This window comes from Streptomyces sp. NPDC013157 (genome assembly GCF_042899865.1).
GTDB lineage: Bacteria > Actinomycetota > Actinomycetes > Streptomycetales > Streptomycetaceae > Streptomyces.
Map to the genome: position 1 here is coordinate 195708 of NZ_JBIBAK010000021.1, position 17833 is coordinate 213540.

The following is a 17833-nucleotide window of genomic DNA, read 5'->3' on the forward strand; positions in this document are numbered from 1 at the left end:
AGGAGTCCTCCGCCGTCAACGGCAGACGACCCACACCGCGGGAAAGACTAGGAAACCCCACCATGACCGACAATCCCATCGCGGATGCGCCCACCGTGCGCACCGAAGAAGACGACGGCGTCCTCGTGATCAGCATTGACCGGCCCAAGGTACGCAACGCCATCGACGGTGCCACCGCGCGAGCGCTGGCCGAAGCCTTCGACCAACTCGACGCCCGGGACGACCTGTTGGTCGGTGTACTCACTGGCACCGGAGGCATCTTCAGCGCAGGGATGGACCTCAAGGCATTCGCGAAGGGAGACACCCCGGTCATCCTCGGACGGGGCTTCGCCGGCCTCACCCGAACCCAGCTCCACACCCCGCTCATCGCCGCCGTCGAGGGCTGGGCCCTGGGCGGCGGCACCGAGATGGCGCTCGCCTGCGATCTGATCGTGGCCGCCCAGAACGCCACCTTCGGCCTCACCGAGGTGACGTTCGGCCTGGTTCCCCCCGAAGGAGGAATCGTACGGCTGCCCGAACGCATCCCCCGCAACATGGCCTTGGAAATTCTCCTCACCGGCGACCCCCTGCCCGCCGAACGCGCTCATCAGCTCGGCCTCGTCAACCACCTCACCCCGCCCGGCGAGACGCTCACCAAGGCCGTGGAACTGGCCCACCGCATCGCGCGCAACGCCCCGCTGTCCATCGCGGCCGTCAAACGCGCGGTCAACGAGCGGACCGCATACGGCGATCAGGACGCGTTCCGCCAGCAGGACCAACTCGTCGCACCGGTCCTCGCGTCCCACGACGCGCAGGAAGGAGCCCACGCCTTCGCCGAAAAGCGCTCCCCCCACTGGGAAGGCCGCTGACTCGTCGGAGACCTCGGTGAGGCACGGGCCGTCCCGAACAACGAGATCATTGGAGGACGCCGGCATGATCACGCCTAAGGAGCTGGTCGGTCTGCTCCCGCCGACCTTCGAACCGGAATACATCGACAGCGCCGTCGTACCGTTCCTCATGAGCCGCCAGATCACAGCGGAACGGCCGGCGCTCCCCATGATCGATCTCGCGCTGAGCAAGGAGAACGCGGCCCCGCCTCACTTCTGGTGCATGCTGTACAGCGGCTGGGAGCCCAATCCGCCGCGTCATCCGCCCGGAATGTATCGACGTCCACCCACGGTGCTACGAGACGCCCGGGACTGACCCATTCCTGCAGACCGGCGTCGTCGCCTCCGAGGAACCGGACATGAATCCGGCCGGACCTGCCGGGGCCGCCGACTCGAAGGACCTCCACCTGACGAACCGCGCCGCCCAGCGCGTTCGGCCTCGCACGGTATGCCCAGTGCTCGCCAATCTCCATGTGCCTATTGAGCCAGGTCTGTTGGACCCGCCATCGGGCATTCGCCGAAGTCTTTCAAGGCCAGGCGGCTGGACCAGGACGCCACATTCCGCGAGGTCCTGCGCCCGCGCGTCCACCGGGGCGATGGCCGCTGCTTCCACCGAGGCCGACCGCCTACGAGTACCGGTGTGCCTTCTGCGGGTATGACGGCAGGCTCGGCCGCACACGTACGCTGGTGGGCCTTCGACGGACCGGACGACGTCGAGAACGGACTGTGCCCCTGCTCGCTGCACCACACCCTCTTCGACATCCGTCAAGCCGGAGACCTCAAGAGGAAAGCCAGCTGACCTGGGCTCACCTCCGACACATTGCAAACTTGCTCAAGCAATGCACCCGATGCCCGTCGCAGGACCTGCAGGCTGGCCCTCCTGGGAGAAATCTGGGAGAAGATCTTCTCCCAGATCCCCAGCGATACCACCTGAGACCCACCATGACCAACGCCTTGACCTGCGCAGATGCCCGCCTCGGCAGGTGCGCAACATGGTCGGACCTCATTCGGGACGAAGAGGTCGTGGGCTCAAATCCCGCCACCCCGACAGCCGAAACACCAGGTCAGGGGCCTGATCCGCTTCGCGGGTCGGGCCCCTGAGCGGTTTCTGGGGCCATTTTGGGAGCCGTTTGGGAGCCGACGTCGGTACCCGGCTCCCGGGACGGGCCCCAGAGAGGGCGGACTCCGGGAGTCCGCCAGCGACCTGTCCGCCTCAGAACAGGTGTCGGCCGTAGGTCCTCTTGGGCACCATGGCTTGTACGGGCTGTATCCCGCCCGCTTCCCGCCGCCGGAGAGCCCACACGATGCCGTTAGGCCGCGTTCGCCGCGCTGCGCGCCCCGGGCCCGCTGCGGGCCTTGCACCAGCGGATCGCGGCCCGGCACGGGATGCAGATCGCGATCGTCGCGGTCGCCCGGAAGATCACGGTCATCGCCTGGCACCTGGTCACCAAGGAGCAGGACTACGCCTTCGCCCGCCCGAGCTTGGTCGCCTTCAAACGCCGCAAGCTCGAGCTGACCGCCGGCGCCGAACGCCGGATCGCCCGCCGCGGGGCGGGCTACGACTACAACAACAAGCAACTGCGCCGCCACGAACGCGAGATCGCCGAACAGGCCGAACGCGCCTACGCTCTGCTGGCCGCTCAATGGCAGCCCACGCGCCCGACCGGCAGGCCCCGCCTGCCCGCCATCCCCGGCGCCGGCCCGTGACCTGCCCTCCTTGATGACTACATCCGTAATGTCCGAGGACCACCGACGCATACAGACCGCCGTCGTAGGCCACAAGGACTCTGATCTTGCGGTGATCCTGCCATGGACGCAGCAGAGCTGACTCGCTGGCGGCAACAGCACCCCCGGTACACGTATTGGTGCGGCATGCTGCTCGGCGGCTGCGCCGCCATGCCGGATGCGGGGCGCCGGATGACCGGCGCCCCGCATCGCTGGGCCGAGGAGTGGAGGGGCCTAGAGGACGAGGACTGTCATCCAGAGTGCCCACATTCCCAGGGTGAGGATCAGAACTGCGCTTTCGCTGAGCCAGCGCCTGATCCAGACGAGAGTGCTCTGCTCGGCCATCCCGGTTCGCAGGGCCCGGCGAGTCAGGGCGTGACCCAGCTGGCGTGATGCGAACAGCGCGCTGGGCACCGCGGCGACCAGAGAAAGTGCGATCCGCGCGTACTGCTCTGCCGTTGAATCACCCGGGACCAGCAGGAGATTTCCGACTCCGATCAAGACCGCGATCACGAACCACAGCCATGAGCGAAACGCCAGCACGTCGGAAGCGGGGTACCAAACGCCGTTCTCGTCCTTCCGACGGATCTTTCCCGGTCGAAGCTTGAGCAGATCCGCCACGGCCTCGTCGGTTTCAGCGGCCGCGATCGCCGCCTCCCGCCGATCCCCTCGTTCGGAAACGAGGAACACCAAGGTGGTCAGGCGGGTCTCACAGGCTCGCAGGATCCGCACTCGATTCTTGATCACCGCAGCCAACGTCGCCATCCCTGCTGTCGGTAGGAGCGGTACTCCCCGTATAGCCCGTACGCCATGGATGCTCCGCCGTACCACCTGTCGATTGCGTCCGCGCGTCGCGTGTAGCGGTGATGGTATCGGCGGTTCGCCTTGGCTGCTCTGCTGCGCATCCGCTTGTTGTACCTGCCGCGGCCGCGAGCTCCCTTCGCAAACCGGGCCATCCTGCGGCTCTTCGAGAGTCTTCCAAAGTAGCGGAATCCCTTGCCAGCACCGAACGTGGCGCCTCCGGCTATATCCATCCAGCCGCTCCGGTCGCCGTGGTAGACCTTGTAGGCCCCGCGAGCGACAGAGATCCCCGCGGAGATGGCGGAACAGGCCGCGCAACCGAACATGCCGGCTATCGCGAGTCCGGTGCCTACCCGGTCGATCCATTTGCCCCAACCGAACCGTCCGTCGAGGTCGTAACAGTTGAGCGGGTCGCTGCTGCAGTACTCGTAGGCGTTGGCGTTGCCGCCGGGGACGGGGTCGACGGACAGGAAGCGTCCGGTGGTGGGGTCGTAGAGGCGGATCCCCATGAGGGTGGCGCCGGTGACCGTCTCGCTGGAGCGTTGCTTGCCGCCGAGCCAGCTGTAGCGGCTGGTGGCAGTGCCGGACTCCGGGTTGCCGTACTCGTCGTAGGCGAGGGCGGTCGGCGCCTTGGAAGTGTCCAGGGGGAGCTGCACCGTCACGTCACCGTGGATGTCGGTGAGCTGCAGGACGGTGTCACCCGTGGCACTGGTGATCGCGTCGAGGTTGCCGCTGGTGCCCTGGACGTTGCGGGTGAGGGTGCTGCTGGTTTCCTGAATCCAGTCGGGGCTGTCGGTGTCGGAGCCGTAGTGGTTGGTCTTGGACGCGGTTTGGGTCCAGGTGCCGCTGCTGTTGGATTCGGTGGTCCAGGCGGCGAGGCGGCCGGCCGCGTCCAGACTCCAGGTCTGCCGGCTGTTGCCGGAGGTCTGCTGGCGGACGAGGTCGTCGGCGTAGTAGCCGATGGTGGCGCCGGACGCCTGGGTGGTGGTGCGGCCGAAGGCGTCGTAGACCGTGCCAGACGTGGTGAGTCGGTCTGCGCTGTCGTAGGAGTACGACGTGGTGGTGGCGCCGGTGGAGGTGCAGGCGGCGCCGACATCGCTGACGGACGTGGCGAGGGCCGTGCGGTTGGTGTTGTTGTCGAAGGTGTAGTCGCGGCGGGTGCAGGCGCCGTCCGGGTCGGTGTCGTCGGCCCGGGTGAGGCGGCCTGCCGCGTCGTAGGTGTAGGCGCGGCTGCGGCTCTGCCCGGCGGTGTCGGCGTCGGCCACGACCTGGCCCTGGACGCTTTCGTCCGTGGTGTCGGAGGCGACGACGCTGCTGTCGCTGTCCTGGGTGTAGATGCGGGAGGTCTCGGCGCCGGTCTCGTCCTGTCCGACGGTCAGGGTGTAGCCGCCGGGCAGGGACTCGGTGGTCAGGTCGCCGTCCGCGTCGTAGGTGGCGGCGAAGGTGCCGGCGACCGAGTCGGTGCGGGAGGTCTCCACACCGCGCGGGTCCTTGGCCGTGTCGTAGGTGTAGGTGGTGGTGGACGGGGCGGAGTCGGTGGTCTTCACCGGCCGGCCGAGCGCGTCGTACTGCGTGCTCGCGGTGTTGCCGGCGCCGTCGTTGTAGGTGATCTCCCGTCCGAGCTGGTCGTAGGCGTGGGTGATGGTCTGCCCGTTGGAGGTGACCGTGGCCACGTCACCGCTGTCGGTGTCGTACGTGGTGGTTGTGTCCGGCACCGCCGTGCCCACGCCGCCGCTGACGACGGTCGTCCTGAGACGGCCGGCGGCGTCGTAGGTGTTGGTGGTGGTGCGGGTGACCGAGTTCGCGGTCTCGGTCGTCTTGGCGGTGTTGCCCCAGCGGTCGTACTCGATGGTGCTGGTGGGCAGTTGGGTGGGGTTGGAGCCGCCGTTGGTGATGGTGCCGGCCGGGCCGGTGGAGCAGACCAGGTCGGCCCATTCGGGCTTGGCGTTGCAGGCTCCGGTGCCGGTGGCCGAGTAGTAGGTGGTCACTGTGGCCCCGGCGTCCGTGCCGGACGACTTCGGCAGCTGGGTCTTGGTGACCCTGCCCTGGGAGTCGTAGGAGGTCTTGGTCTCCAGTGCCAGCCCGTTCGGGTCGGTGATCGTGTCCGTGGGCAGGCCCTTGACCCAGTCGTACGCGGTGGTTGTGGTGCGTACGTCGGCGTCGGAGGGGTAGGCGTCGGCCCATGCCCCGACCTTGGCCGTTGTGACCTGGTTGGCGACGGTGGCCGTGCCGTCGGTGGGGCGGTTCTCGTCGTAGGTGTTGACGGTGTGCTGGCGGACCGGCCAGGAGGTTCCGGCGGGTACGTCGGTTCCGCCGGTTCCGGCGGAGAGGGTCGAGGTGAGGGTGGCCAGGTGCAGCGGGCCCTTCTCGTCCAGCATCCGCAGGCCGTCGCTGGAGTACGTGGAAACGGTTGACAGTAGGTCGGCGCGGTCGGCGCTCTGGTCGCCGGCGATGTGCAGCAGGGCCAGTTCGTCGTAGGCGTCGCCGCTGGTGGCCGAGGTCAGCGCCAGTTCACGGTTGCCGGCGGATAGTTCTCTGACGGCGTTGCCGAATCGGTCGTACTCGGTCGTGGCTATGTGCCCGCCGGGAGTGGCGGTGTTGACCTCACGGCCGGACGCGTCGGTGTAGGTGATGGTCGCCCGAGTGTAGGCCGAGGCCGCGAGGTCCGAGCCGGAGTTGGAGGTGGGGACCGAGTCGGCCGGGAAGACCGCGGTCGCATCCGACGGTACGTCCGTCTGTCCCCAGGCGGCGACGTCCGACGTGCCCATCGGGTTGGGCGACTTCGAGCCGGTCAGCGGAACGTCGTAGACCACGCTGGTGGTCGCGGTCGTGCCGTCGGTGGTGCTCTTCGTGCCCGCCGTCAGGTTCGGGCGAGACGCCGACAGCAGCATGCCCGCACCGGCCGTGGCCGCATTGCCCGCCGTGCCGTAGGTGAACGTCCACGGCAGCTCGCCCGGAGGTGTGAGGGTGGCGATACGGCCGGCGCTGTCGTAGGTGTAGGCGGTCTTCAGCGCGGGGCTGATCCGGGGGTCCCACTGCTCGCGCAGTCGGCCGCTGGTGTCGTACGAGTACTGCGACACGACCGTGGCGGTCGCCGCCGAGGCACCCGGGTCGGTCGCCCACTCCTTGATCTGCTTGACCTGACCGTTGTAGTCGCCGAAGGAGGAGCTGGTGGCGGTGGTGGATGTGGCGTAGACGAACTCCAGCATCCGGCAGCCCGCCGTCGACGGCGTGGTCTCGCAGGTGGAGGAGGACACAGCCGAGGTGGGCGCGATGACGTACTTCGGGCGGGCCAGGGTGCTGCCGGGGGTTGGCACCTCCGAGACCACCTTGGTGGTGGAGTTGTCGGTGGGCAGGTAGGTGCTGGAGACCTGCCAGGTCGTCGCCGCCGGGTCCACCTTCGCGAAGGTGGTGGTCGTGCCCTGGTCGTCCTTGAGCGTGAACGACCCGGTCAGTGAGCCGGTCAGGGTCAGGTCCTCCGAGCCGGGTTCGGGTTTCCAGCCGCCCGAGTTGGTGGCGGTGAACCCGGTCTCGTCGCCGTCCACGTCCACCAGTGCCACCGAGGTCGCCGTGGTCGCCGAGGTCCCGGAGGTCTTGCGGAGGTAGGCCCAGTCGGAGTCGGTGATCTCCGCCGTGGTGCCGGAGGTCCACTGCGGACCGAAGATCGCCACCTGGCCCTCCGCGTCCGCACCGGCCGTCGGGCGGCGGGAGGACGCGGTCCGCGACACGGACAGATCGAAGCCCGAGGCGTCCGTGTCGGACAGGGTGTAGTCACCGGTCAGCGCGTTCACCGAACCGGGACCGACGTCCGCACTCGGTGCGGTGCCGGCGTTGCGGTCCACGGTGATCGTGTGGGCCGAGGAGTAGGCCGTCGTCGTACCGTCGGTGAAGGCCGCCCGGATGTCGAGGGAGCCGTCCTGGGACAGGGAGTCGGTGACGTTCCACGTCAACGCCGCCGGGGCACCGCTGGACACCGCGATGGGCCAGGCCGGGATCGCCGAGCCGTCGGAGGACTTGGTGACGTCCACGAACGGGATGTCGGTCCAGGAGTCGGTCTCGCCACGCCGGTACTGGTAGGTCACGCCGGTGTAGGTGCTCTTGCCAGTGGAGGTCAGGCTGACCCGGCGGGCGGCGCTGTCGCCGTCGCCCGGGGTGAGCAGACCCGCGCCATCGCCGACGCCGAACGTGTACGAGGTGGTGGATGAAGAAAGGTTTCCGCCGGAGTCGATGGTCTTGGCGTAGAGCGTGTGCCAGTCCTCGCTTGGGGCGATCGAGATGGTCAGCGGGTCACCGCCGTTGCCATCGGTGGTGTCGTACACCGACTTCGGGGTGGTGGAGTCGTCCAGGCCCCACAGGTAGCCCTGACCGTCACTGGAGGAGGTGTCCAGCGTGCAGGTCACCGAACCCGACGCCTTCGCCGTCCAGGTGTCCTGCGTGTACTGGTCGCAGCTGATGGTCGGGGCGTTGGGCTTGGCGACGTTCGGCACGAAGTAGATGTACGACGACCACGAGCCGTAGTCCGTGCCGTCGTAACCGCGCACCCGCATCCGCAGGTGGGACGCGGCCAGCTGGCTCGCGGACGGGATGGTCAGCTTCGCGGTGCTACCGGAGGCCACCGAGGAGGACGTGCCGGTGTAGGAGTACGAGGTCTCGCCGCTGTACGACGGGTCATTGGTGATCTCGAACTGCGCCTTGACCGTGGAGCCGTCCGCGTCCGTCACCTTCGCCGACAGCGTCGGCGTGTAGGTGGTCACGTACCGCTTGCCGCTGTACGCGTTCACCGAACTCGGCGAGATCGCCAGCGAGCTGGTCGTGGCGTACGAGTTGTAGGTCACCACCAGCTTCGGCGCGTACCCGGAGGTGGTGTAGTTCGCCGAGCGGAAGCGCCGCCAGTTCGTGGAATCCGTCTCGTCCGAGCTGCGCAGCTGGATGCCGTTGTTCGCTGTGCCGTTGGCCCAGTCCTGGACCATGCCAGTCAGTGTCCAGTTCGACCAGTTCGCCGGGCACGAGGAGCTGTAGCCCCAGTGGCCGGTGTTGGTGGCCATGTTGGTCGTCGTGGTCGACGGCTGCGCGCCCCAGGTGAGGGTCGTGGTGTTCAGGGTGGAGGTCACCCGCTTGGCCTGGGTCACCGCGGTGCTGGAGCAGCTGGAGGAGTAGTACGAGTACAGCGACATCGTCGCCGACGTGATGTGCTTGCCCGTGAACTTCGACACGTCGAACTTCAGATACGAGCGCGCCGTGTCCGAGCCGGAGTCGTACGTACCCGACTTCAGCTCCTGCGAGGAGACCTGGGAGTCGGGGTAGTCCGGGTTCTGCACCCACGTGTCCGTGGTCACCGCGAGCGTCGAAGTGGGGTCGACGGTCACCGGATAGGTCGCGGTGGCCAGGAAGTCCTTGTCCGGGGTCAGGACCAGGGTCTGGGAGCCGTCGTCCGCGGTCTCGACCTTCGTCGCCACCTGCTCCTGGTGCGCGGACTCACCCGACGCAGGGTCCTTGCTCGCGTCCCACATCATCGGCGCTGGTGCCTCAGCGACCAGCTTGCCGTCGTTGTCCTTGAGCAGCAGGTGGCCGGAATCGGCCTGGGACAGCTTCAGCCCGTCCAGGTTCAGCGGAATCCGGTACGACACCGCGTCCCCGTCAGGCTGCTGCGTCAGCCTGATGTTCTCCGAGAAGCCCTGCGCCAGCGCGGTGACGGACAAGGTCTGCCCGCTGCCGAGGTCGTAGGAGGCCGTGCTGTCCTTGACGGTCGGGGTGGGCAGCTTGTCCTCCCAGCCCAGCCCGAACGACTCCGTGCCCTTGGCCACCGACGCCAGATCCGTGTCACCACCGTCGGAGACAGCGACGTCGGCGGCCGCCGCGGCCGGCGTGAGGTCGGAACCGGTGTCGGACAGCGACGTGTCGATGTCCTTCCAGATCCCGTCCTGCTTGACCCGGACCGGCCCCGCGTACGCCTCGGTCTCCAGCTCCCCGCTGGGCAGTGCATACGTCGTCGAGTCCGCCGTCCGGGCGGACAGCACCTCGATCTTCCGGTCCTGCAGGCGTGCCATGAGTACCGCCGACGCCTCGTCCTGCGCTTCCGCAGGCCCCGATGTCTTGGTGGCGTCCGACTGGGCAGATTCCACCGTTGCGCCGGAAGCCGGCGTGGCGAACGCGATGCCGGTGTCCTGCGACACCAGCGCGGCCTCGGCCGCGAACAGCATCACCACGCCAATGGCTATCTGCCGTAGCCGTCGCGCCTGGCACGCTCGGCCCCTTCTTGTTCTTGGTCTGTCATGGACCACAGGTCTGTGACGCACGATCAGCTCCCTCCCTGACACTCCGCAACGCGGAGCCAACAGAAACGGACTGATCTTCACTGGAGGTTCACAGCGCTCTCAGGGCGTAAAGCGGAAAGGTCAAATCCGGCCCTCGAAATCACCAAGGTCCATTAAGGAGTGCACGCTGCGGCCCTCGCGTTGAGGTGCCCTGATTGCATGTCTTTGCATAGATGATCCCGCTTACGCGGGACGATGTTGGTCGTAAAAAGGTTCCCGAGAGCACTTCAAAACTTTCCCAAGAAATGAAAGAAGAAGTGGATCAATCGGTAAGAACTCGGCAAGAGCCCTATTCATTCACCTCGCGCGGCCTGTATGGCTCAACATTATCGGAAATCAATAAGTCCGCCCAGGGGAAGCCCAGTTGAGCTTGGTTATGGGGAGTCAGTTTGCCGACGTCCTGGCGAGCGGGATGTCGGTCGGTGCTGACGGTTTCCACCGGCGGGACACCGCAGAGCGTCGTTGCGCGGCGTCAACGCCCTGCGCCAGTCTCCGGTGGTGCTTCTCCTGGCATCTGGGTCTTGCCGAGGGAAGACCGGTAGGCGGTCCGGCTGACCAACAAGCCCTACCAGATGCGCAGCGTCTGCGGGTGGCGGTCACTCCCTGAACTCCGCAACTGCTGGACGGTGGGCGACACGACCTGCGCCGTGTCGGGCTCACGCGATGATCGCGACCAGGGCACCAAGGCCCGTCAGCAGGAGCAGGAGGGGGCCCAGCGGCCGACCGTGGTCGCGTGGTCTGCTGGGCTCGGTGGGGCGCAGTTCCGGATGGTTGTGCAGTGCGGTGAGTTCCTCGGCCATGCGCACGTACGACGGTCGGATGCGGAGGCGGCGCTCCGCCGACGGCCAGCCCAGTCCGGTCAGATGCCAGATCTCTCCGCCAGTGAGACGGATCTCGACGCTGCCTTCCTCCGTGTACTCGGCTGCCCGCACCTGACCCCAGGGCGCGTGCCGCACCTTCCAGGCGCCGGTCAGCCACACCCCGGAGCTGTCCGCGGCGGCCCGCCAGTTGACCAACTTGGCTGCCAGGTCGACCAGCGTGATCAACCCGACGGCCGGAATGACATCCCAGCCGAACCCGTCCGCCATCAGTGATCGGGTGAGAGCCCAGACCCCGGCCACGATGCCCACGGTGATTGCCGAGCCGACTGCCCTGGCCACGGTGCTGGGGCCCCAGCGCATCGGCCGCCCGGTGGGCTTCAGGGTCGCGGCGACCCGGTCCACGCGCTCCTGACGGCGCGGCTTCGTTGCGCCAGGCGGTGTCGGTACCGGGCCCTGACCCTTGTCCGTTCCCGACAGGTGAACCGCGCTGACGGTGCGTATCACCACCGGGTTCGCGTCCTTGCCGGTTGTGACGAAGACCAGTTCGCCCGCTTCGTGCGGGGCACCGAACATGACGGCTTCGCGCAACTGCATGTCGAGGGCGGGGAATCCCTCCTCGTCGTACGCATTGTCGTCATACATCTCGTCGTCGTACGCCGTATCCCCTGTGCCGTAGGACTCGTCTCTGTCCGGGTTCGTCGACTCGCAGTAGCACTCGAGCAGCGGGGTGCGGCCCGAGTCGTCGTCGGCCGCATAGACCACGGTTCTCCCCTCGCGGTCGAAGCGTTCCAGCACCCGCAGGACCGGCACCGGTGCGCGCCGCAGCGCCGCCGCCCGCCGACGGGCCAGGACACCCGTCGTGAGCAGGGACAGACCAGGCAGAGCGGCGGCCAGGGTCAGCGACTGCCAGCCGAAGGCGTCGTACGGCTCGGCGGCCAGGCGCCGCCACGATCCGTCCTCCAGCACGGTCACCGTGCTGCCGATGTCGTAGTCCTCCGGGTAGTCCGCGCCGACGGTGACGCTCCGTGCCTCGTCGGTGCGGATACGTAGCGAGTCCTCGCCCTGGTGGACCACCCGCCCGGTGGTGTGCACGGCTCGGGCCGCATGGTGTTCGTCCGCGTGAATGCCGCGCAGTCCCAGGGCGACCGCCCCCGCGGCCAGAGCGAACAGGATTAGCGCTGCGGCGATCGGGACCCTTCCCCGTACCGTCGGACCGACGGGTTCCGGCAGGCGGTGTCGCGTGCCGGCGTGCCGCTCGGCGAGTTGCCGCTGTCTGCGCCGTACGGTCAGCCGGGCCCGGGCTGCGGCCCAGCCGAGTGCCAGGGCGGCTATCACGGCGAGGTTGGCGGCCTGGGAAACCCGGTCGGCACCGGGCAGTTCCACCCGCGCCACGATGGCCGCCAGGACGGGCGCGGCGACCAGGGCCAGCTCCGGGAGCTTGGCGAACCAGTACAGCAAGCCCAGAGCCAGGCCCATCTGCACCATGCCGCCCCAGTCCGGACCACACGGAGCCGCCTGGCTGCACGGCAGATCCGGCTCCGCCGAAACCGCCCACATGACGGTGGCGATCAAGGCCAGGACGGACCACTTCGGCCGAGCCCAGGACGGGGGACGCAACCGCACCCACTCCTCGGCACCGGTGGACAGCCAGGCGGCCGCACCGGCGGGAACGGATCCCGACGGTATCGGGACAGGGGTCTCGGACACGCGAGGATTATGCGGCAGGCCCCGCCGGCGCCTTCCGGCGGCCGACGAAGACCGGGGATGGCGGCAAGAAGCGAGTCGTCTCGGCCCGCCGGCCCCGTCAGCCGTCACAGCACGCGCCGGGACCCCCGGTAGCCTGCGCAGCCCGGCGGCGAGGAGGAAGGACGTCGGCACGGTCACGGCGCAGACCAGGATCCATGCGGCGGTCGCGGACAGCCCACGGCCCGCCATCCGCGCTACCCCCCGTGGCACTTCTCACCGGACGACGCTCCCTCCGCGTACGAGACTCATCGGCTCGTCGGCCAGTTCGCCCGGCCGGGGACTTCGTCGCGTTCCACCTGGAAGTCGCATCCCTCCCTCAGCGAGAGCCTCACGCATAGACACAGGATGATTACGAGGTGGAATGTGCGGGTGATCAAGTGGCTGATCACCAAGAAAATGTCACTCTACGTTTGCCGGGAATATCCGGCACCCTGTGTGCTGGGGAGTCTCAGGGGCGAGGGGGTGGGGGATGACTACATACCGTTTCAATCCGCCGCCGGGTTGGCCTGTGCCACCCGCGGGATGGATGCCGCCGCCGGACTGGCGGCCCGACCCCTTGTGGCCCCCGATGCCGGCGGGATGGCAGCTGTGGGTTCCTGAGGCCGACTCCACCACCGGCACCCTCGCTGTCGGCCCTGCCACGGGAGCCTCTGCGGTGCCGGCCACGGCCGCTCCCGGGAGCACGACCGCGGTGCCGGCTCCTCGGAAGGGAGGGCTGTTCGGGCGTCGGCGTTCGGATGCGGTGTCCGAGGCCGAGGAGCTGCGGGCGTGGATCACAAGGACACAGGGGCTGGATGCCACGCGGGTCGCCGGTCTTGTGCGGCAGGTCGAGGCGGAGGCCGCAGCACTGCGTGAGCGAACATCCGCCGAAGCCGCCGAGGAGGCCGAGGAGATCCTCAAGGACGCGCGCGAGACGGCGAAGGAGATCCTTGCCGACGCGCGCCGGACAGCGAAGGAGACCGAGCGGGTCCGCAAGGAGGCCGACCGGCACCGCAAGGACGTCTTCGACGCCGAGCGACGGCTTGCCGAACTGCAGGGCCAGATCGTCAACGCCGACGAGACCGCCATGCTGCAGGAGGCCGGGATCTATGCCTACCGGCATGCGCTGCACGACGCGATCGCCTACCGCAGCCGGCTGGACACGCTGCAGAACGAGATCAAGGCGCTCGCCCGTGTGGGCCGCGCCGTCCAGGCGGCCACGGACTGGACGGTCAACGGCTCCAAGCGCGAGGGCCAGAAGATGGTCCGCGACTTCTCCAAGCTCATGCTGCGCGCCTACAACGCCGAAGCCGACTACGCCGTGCGGTCCATGCGGCCGCACCGGCTGAGCTCCCTCGTCGACCGGCTCTACAAGAGCCGCGAAACGATCGCCCGGCTCGGTGCCACCATGCACATCCGGATCACCGACGAGTACCACAACGCGCGCGTGCGGGAGTTGGAACTCACCGCCGACTTCCTGCAGAAGAAGGAAGAGGAGAAGGAAGCCCAGCGCGAGGTACGCGCCCGGGAGCGCGAGGAGGCGGCGGTCCAGCGGGAACTCGACCGGCAGCGCGAGAAGCTGAACAAGGAACTCGGTCACTATCAGTCAGCACTTGACCGCCTGCGCGAGCGCGGTGACGAGGCGGGCGTGGCGGAGATGGAGGCCAAACTGGCCGAAATCGAGAACGCTCTGCAGGACGTCGAGTCCCGCGCGGCGAACATCCGCGCCGGCTACGTGTACGTCATCTCGAACATCGGCGCCTTCGGCGATCGCATGGTGAAGATCGGCATGACGCGTCGACTCGAACCACTGGAGCGCGTCTACGAGTTGAGCGGCGCGGCCGTACCCTTCCGCTTCGACGTGCACGCGCTGATCTTCAGCAAGGACGCGGTCGGCCTGGAGACGGAACTCCACCGGCAGTTCGCCTCGAAGCGGGTCAACCAGGTGAACACCCGCAAGGAGTTCTTCTACGCCACCCCGGCGGAGGTACGCGACGCACTGCAACGGTTCGCCGGACAGCACCTGATCGAGTTCACCGAGGAACCCCAGGCGCTGGAATGGCGGGCCGGCAGGCGCACGGGCGGCGAAGCCGGTGCGCCTGCCGCAGGCGCAGGAGGAGTTGCCACCCGGACAGCATGATGCGCGGCCAAGCATCACTACGATCACGGTCATGGATTGGCTGGAGCGGGCGGCGAAGCTGAGGCAGTGGAGCCGGGACGGGGTGCGGGCGCCGCACAAGCCGTTGCTGCTGCTGTACGCGCTGGGCCGGTTTCAGGCTGATGCCGAGGACGAGCTGCGATACACCGCGGTGGAGGCCGATCTGAAGCAACTGCTGGCGGAGTACGGCCCGGCGCGTGGGACCACGCCCGCCTATCCCTTCCACCATCTGGTCAGCGACGAGGTGTGGGAGGTACGGACCGATCGCGGCGCCGGCAGCCCCGGCACGGGGGTACGGGAGCTGCGGGCCAGCGGGGCCACGGGGCGGCTGGCCCCGGACCTGCGGCTGGCACTGCGGCGGGAACCGTCGCTGCTGGGCCGTATGGCAAGGGTGCTGCTGGACCTGCACTTCCCGCCGTCGCTGCACCAGGACCTGTGCGAGACGGTCGGCCTCGAACTGGAACTCGCGGAGACCGACGCTCTGGCAGCACCCGAGAGGCGGCAGCGGGACCGGCGGATGCGGGAACTGGTGCTGACCGCCTACGAGTACCAGTGCGCCTTCTGCGGCTACGACGGCATGATCGGCGCGGCGCCCGTCGGGCTGGAGGCCGCGCATGTGCGCTGGTGGGCGTTCGACGGCCCGGACAAGGTCGACAACGGGCTGTGCCTGTGCTCGCTGCACCACAAGCTGTTCGACAAGGGCGTCCTCGGCATAGGCGACGGCCACCGCATCCTGGTCTCGCAGAGCTTCGTCGGCCGCAGCCCCGCCGCCCGCGAGCACGTCACCGCACTCGCCGGCCGACCACTCATAGGCCCTCAACCCGGCACCCCACCCATCGCGGCAGCCCACCGCTCCTGGCACACGAGCCAGGTCTTCCACGGCAGCCCACGCCCGACCGCCGCCTGACCCGGTGTCCAATGCCGGATACCAAGGGACTGGGCGCACCAAGCATCGCTGATCGCTCCCCATGCTGCTTTCAGCGCTCGCATGTGTTTCCCGCTCCGTCGCCTCGGGCAACACTCCGCTATTTCACCGCTTCACGGCGCACTCGCAACAGCGCGTCGAGGACGCTCACCGGCGAACGAGGGCTCATCGCCAAGCGGGCATCGAGCGCTGCCTCCCACTGCTCGGTCAGCCCAAGCTTGAGGCGCTTACGCATACCAGGGGTGACATGGGCGTAGCGTGCCGAGACCGAGCCGTCGATATGGCCCATGCGCTCGTCCATAAGGACCTTCTCTGTGCCAAGGTCCTCCATCACGGTCCGGTGGGTGTGGCGGAGGCCGTGGGGTGTGAGGCCCTTGGCGATCGGGAGCCAGCAGGCGTCGGCCCGGTCGCTGGCGCCGCGTCCTCGGGCCGGGACACCGGGCCACGGCTCGCCGAGCAGCGGTACGGGACGGGCCTCCTGCGGTGCCTTCTTCGGGTACCAGCCGGAGACCGCCGGGGTGAACAGCCACGTCGCGAAACCGTTGCGGCGCCAGTGGGCGGCATGCTGCGACACCGGGCCGCCGCGCACGAAGCCCAGGTCCGCGATGGCCTGCTCCACCCTCACCCGCTTGGCTTCGGTGACGCGGTCGGGGTGGTTGAGGACGTTAGACACCGTGCCCGTGGAGACCTCGGCACGGCGCGCGACGTCGACAAGCTTCGCGCCCTGGTGGCCACCGGTGCGGGCCGCGCCCTGCCCCCGGAAGACGTAGGTCTTGCCGTGGCACGGGCAGGGTGTCGGCTTCGTGCGGGCGACATGGTTGGCGACCAGGGCCGACAGCCAGTCCATCGCGTCGATGGTGCGGTAGCTGTCGTCCTTGGGCGGGCAGCGCACCAGCTCGCCGGTGTCGAGTTCGTACAGCTGCCACTCGACACGGACGGCACCGGGGCGGGCGAACTCGGCCTCCAGGCCGACGATTTCGCCCCAGCGCATGCCGGTGTAGCCCTTGAGGACGACGGCGACGAACTCGTCGTCGCGGCCTGAGAGCAGGGCAGCCCGTTCGGCGGTCAGCAGGATGCCGAGCGGGTCGGTGACGACCTTCTCCGGGCCGCGGTCTCGGGAGCGGCCGGCGCGCTTGCCGCGTCCGCGCCGTCGGGTGGCCGGGTTGGACGTGATCAGGCCCTCGTCGATCGCGTCCTCGAAGATCAGGTGGAGCGTCGAGCGCCAGGTCTTCACGCTGGAGGCCGAGTAGACGGCCTTCTCCTTCTTCTCCCACAGGTCGACGTCCGTGCGCAGGATGCCGGCGAGCGCCTTGCCCTCGAAGTCGGGGAGCAGGTGCTCCTCGATGTGGCGCTTGTAGTTCTGCATGGTCGAGGCGGCCAGGTCCTGGGCCTCGTACCAGCGGTTCGCGTACTCGCCGAAGGTCTCATGGCCGAGTGCCGGGTCGCGCCAGTCGCCGCGGCGGTACTTGTTCTCGGCCTCGCTCGCGGCGCGCTGGGCCTCACCCTTGGTGGCGAAGCGGATCGCCTTGCCATTCTCGTCGACGACCGTGAGGTGCTTGCCGGGCGCCGTCTTGTACCGGCCGCGCCAGTAGTTCCCGCGCTTCTCCGCGAAGCCCAACTTCCGTCTTCCTCCTGTGCTCTCGGTTTGAGGCTGGGCGCGGGCGCGCTACGCGACGGTCTCGTACTGGGTACGACGAGGCGGTCGGGCCCGCAGACGCCCTGTCGGCGGAGCGGTAGTCGGCCCAGGAGGCTGGGCGGCCCGGGTTCGTGGAGTGGGAGGACTTGTGACCGTCGGACCCGCCGGCGCATTGCTCACGGATCGCTTCGGGCGCTCTTCGTGGAGGCGGACGATCCCGGCGAGGTGTTCGGCGGTGAAGCGGTAAGCGCGGCCGACTCGGGTGTGCGGGATGAGGCCGCGTCGGGCGCGGTCCTTGACCCACCAGGCGGAACAGCCAAGGGCTTCGGCGATCTCTTCGGGGCGGTAGAGACGCAGCAAGGGGGCTTCGGGCTCTGTGCTGAGGCGGTGGCGCACGAGGCCGGGCGATATCGCGGTGGGGTGCAAGAAGGGCGGGTCCTCTCTCGGTTGGGGGGAGTCTCGGTCAGCGGTTCTGGACGGGGCTCATCACGTGGCGATGGGCCCCTGCAGCAACGTGAGGGGCGGGACTCGGAGGGCTTCGGCGATTGCGACCAGGTCGTCGACGTCGCATCGACGCTGAGCACGTTCGATGCGGGACAGCATGGTGTTGGACGTCGGGTGACCGAGCAGGGTCATGCGGTCGGCCAACTGGCGCTGCGACAAACCGCGTTCGGTGCGGAGGATTTCGATGGTGCGGGCCGTCCGCATTCCTGCGGGTCCGATTCCCAATGAGCGTGCAGGCATGGCTCCATTTGTAGCGTCCATTCGCCGGTTTGGTTAACCGGCGATCGTGGTCTATGTTCCGCTCGCGCGGCTCCTCGGGCGAAGCGGATCCCCGGGTTGAGAGGGGTCGGAAACCGGT

11 protein-coding genes and 1 pseudogene are annotated in these 17833 nt (G+C 68.5%); 6 read left to right on the top strand and 6 right to left on the bottom strand.

The annotated features are described in order from the left end of the window. Positions 1-62 precede the first annotated feature (62 nt). The 4 genes and pseudogenes from ACFY6U_RS44510 (at position 63) to ACFY6U_RS44525 (ending at position 2573) form a co-directional block, all read left to right on the top strand. A complete protein-coding gene (locus ACFY6U_RS44510) occupies positions 63-848 on the top strand; it encodes a crotonase/enoyl-CoA hydratase family protein (protein WP_390047747.1) in 786 nt (261 codons plus the stop codon). A 64-nt stretch (positions 849-912) separates the two neighbouring features. After that, positions 913-1182 (top strand): hypothetical protein, encoded by a 270-nt coding sequence (locus tag ACFY6U_RS44515; RefSeq protein ID WP_390047749.1) that lies wholly within the window; start codon positions 913-915, stop codon positions 1180-1182. Between the two features lie 305 nt (positions 1183-1487). Then, positions 1488-1626: pseudogene (locus tag ACFY6U_RS44520) on the top strand (HNH endonuclease); the annotation flags it as partial. Positions 1627-2222: 596 nt separating this feature from the next. Beyond that, the gene (locus ACFY6U_RS44525) at positions 2223-2573 is read left to right on the top strand and encodes a hypothetical protein (RefSeq protein ID WP_390047751.1); all 351 of its coding nucleotides are present in this window, start codon (positions 2223-2225) and stop codon (positions 2571-2573) included. A gap of 252 nt (positions 2574-2825) precedes the next feature. Here ACFY6U_RS44525 and ACFY6U_RS44530 read toward each other — a convergent pair whose 3' ends face one another. From ACFY6U_RS44530 to ACFY6U_RS44540, 3 genes are all read right to left on the bottom strand, one after another. Beyond that, positions 2826-3356, bottom strand: coding sequence for a hypothetical protein (locus ACFY6U_RS44530; protein WP_390047753.1), 531 nt, complete (start codon positions 3354-3356; stop codon positions 2826-2828). Continuing rightward, complete coding sequence (locus tag ACFY6U_RS44535; protein ID WP_390047817.1) at positions 3335-9592, bottom strand: DNRLRE domain-containing protein; 6258 nt, start codon at positions 9590-9592, stop codon at positions 3335-3337. Before ACFY6U_RS44535 ends, ACFY6U_RS44530 begins: the two co-directional genes overlap by 22 nt. Positions 9593-10362: 770 nt before the next feature. Further along, a complete protein-coding gene (locus tag ACFY6U_RS44540; protein WP_390047755.1) occupies positions 10363-12234 on the bottom strand; it encodes a hypothetical protein in 1872 nt (623 codons plus the stop codon). A 781-nt stretch (positions 12235-13015) separates the two neighbouring features. On the opposite strand from ACFY6U_RS44540, the gene ACFY6U_RS44545 reads away from it, so the two are divergent. Next, a complete protein-coding gene (locus tag ACFY6U_RS44545) occupies positions 13016-14392 on the top strand; it encodes a DUF4041 domain-containing protein (protein ID WP_390047757.1) in 1377 nt (458 codons plus the stop codon). A 31-nt stretch (positions 14393-14423) separates the two neighbouring features. Continuing rightward, on the top strand, positions 14424-15317 hold the full coding sequence (locus tag ACFY6U_RS44550; RefSeq protein ID WP_390047759.1) for a phosphorothioated DNA-binding restriction endonuclease: 894 nt from the start codon (positions 14424-14426) through the stop codon (positions 15315-15317). 118 nt (positions 15318-15435) lie between these two features. Here the strand turns inward: ACFY6U_RS44550 and ACFY6U_RS44555 are convergent, their stop codons facing one another. The 3 genes from ACFY6U_RS44555 to ACFY6U_RS44565 all read right to left on the bottom strand — a co-directional run bounded on the left by ACFY6U_RS44555 (position 15436) and on the right by ACFY6U_RS44565 (position 17715). Further along, on the bottom strand, positions 15436-16953 hold the full coding sequence (locus ACFY6U_RS44555; protein WP_390047761.1) for a LacI family DNA-binding transcriptional regulator: 1518 nt from the start codon (positions 16951-16953) through the stop codon (positions 15436-15438). A gap of 48 nt (positions 16954-17001) precedes the next feature. Next, positions 17002-17367, bottom strand: a complete 366-nt coding sequence (locus ACFY6U_RS44560; RefSeq protein WP_390047819.1) for a helix-turn-helix domain-containing protein — start codon at positions 17365-17367, stop codon at positions 17002-17004. 90 nt (positions 17368-17457) lie between these two features. Continuing rightward, a complete protein-coding gene (locus tag ACFY6U_RS44565; RefSeq protein ID WP_390047763.1) occupies positions 17458-17715 on the bottom strand; it encodes a helix-turn-helix domain-containing protein in 258 nt (85 codons plus the stop codon). Positions 17716-17833 lie beyond the last annotated feature (118 nt).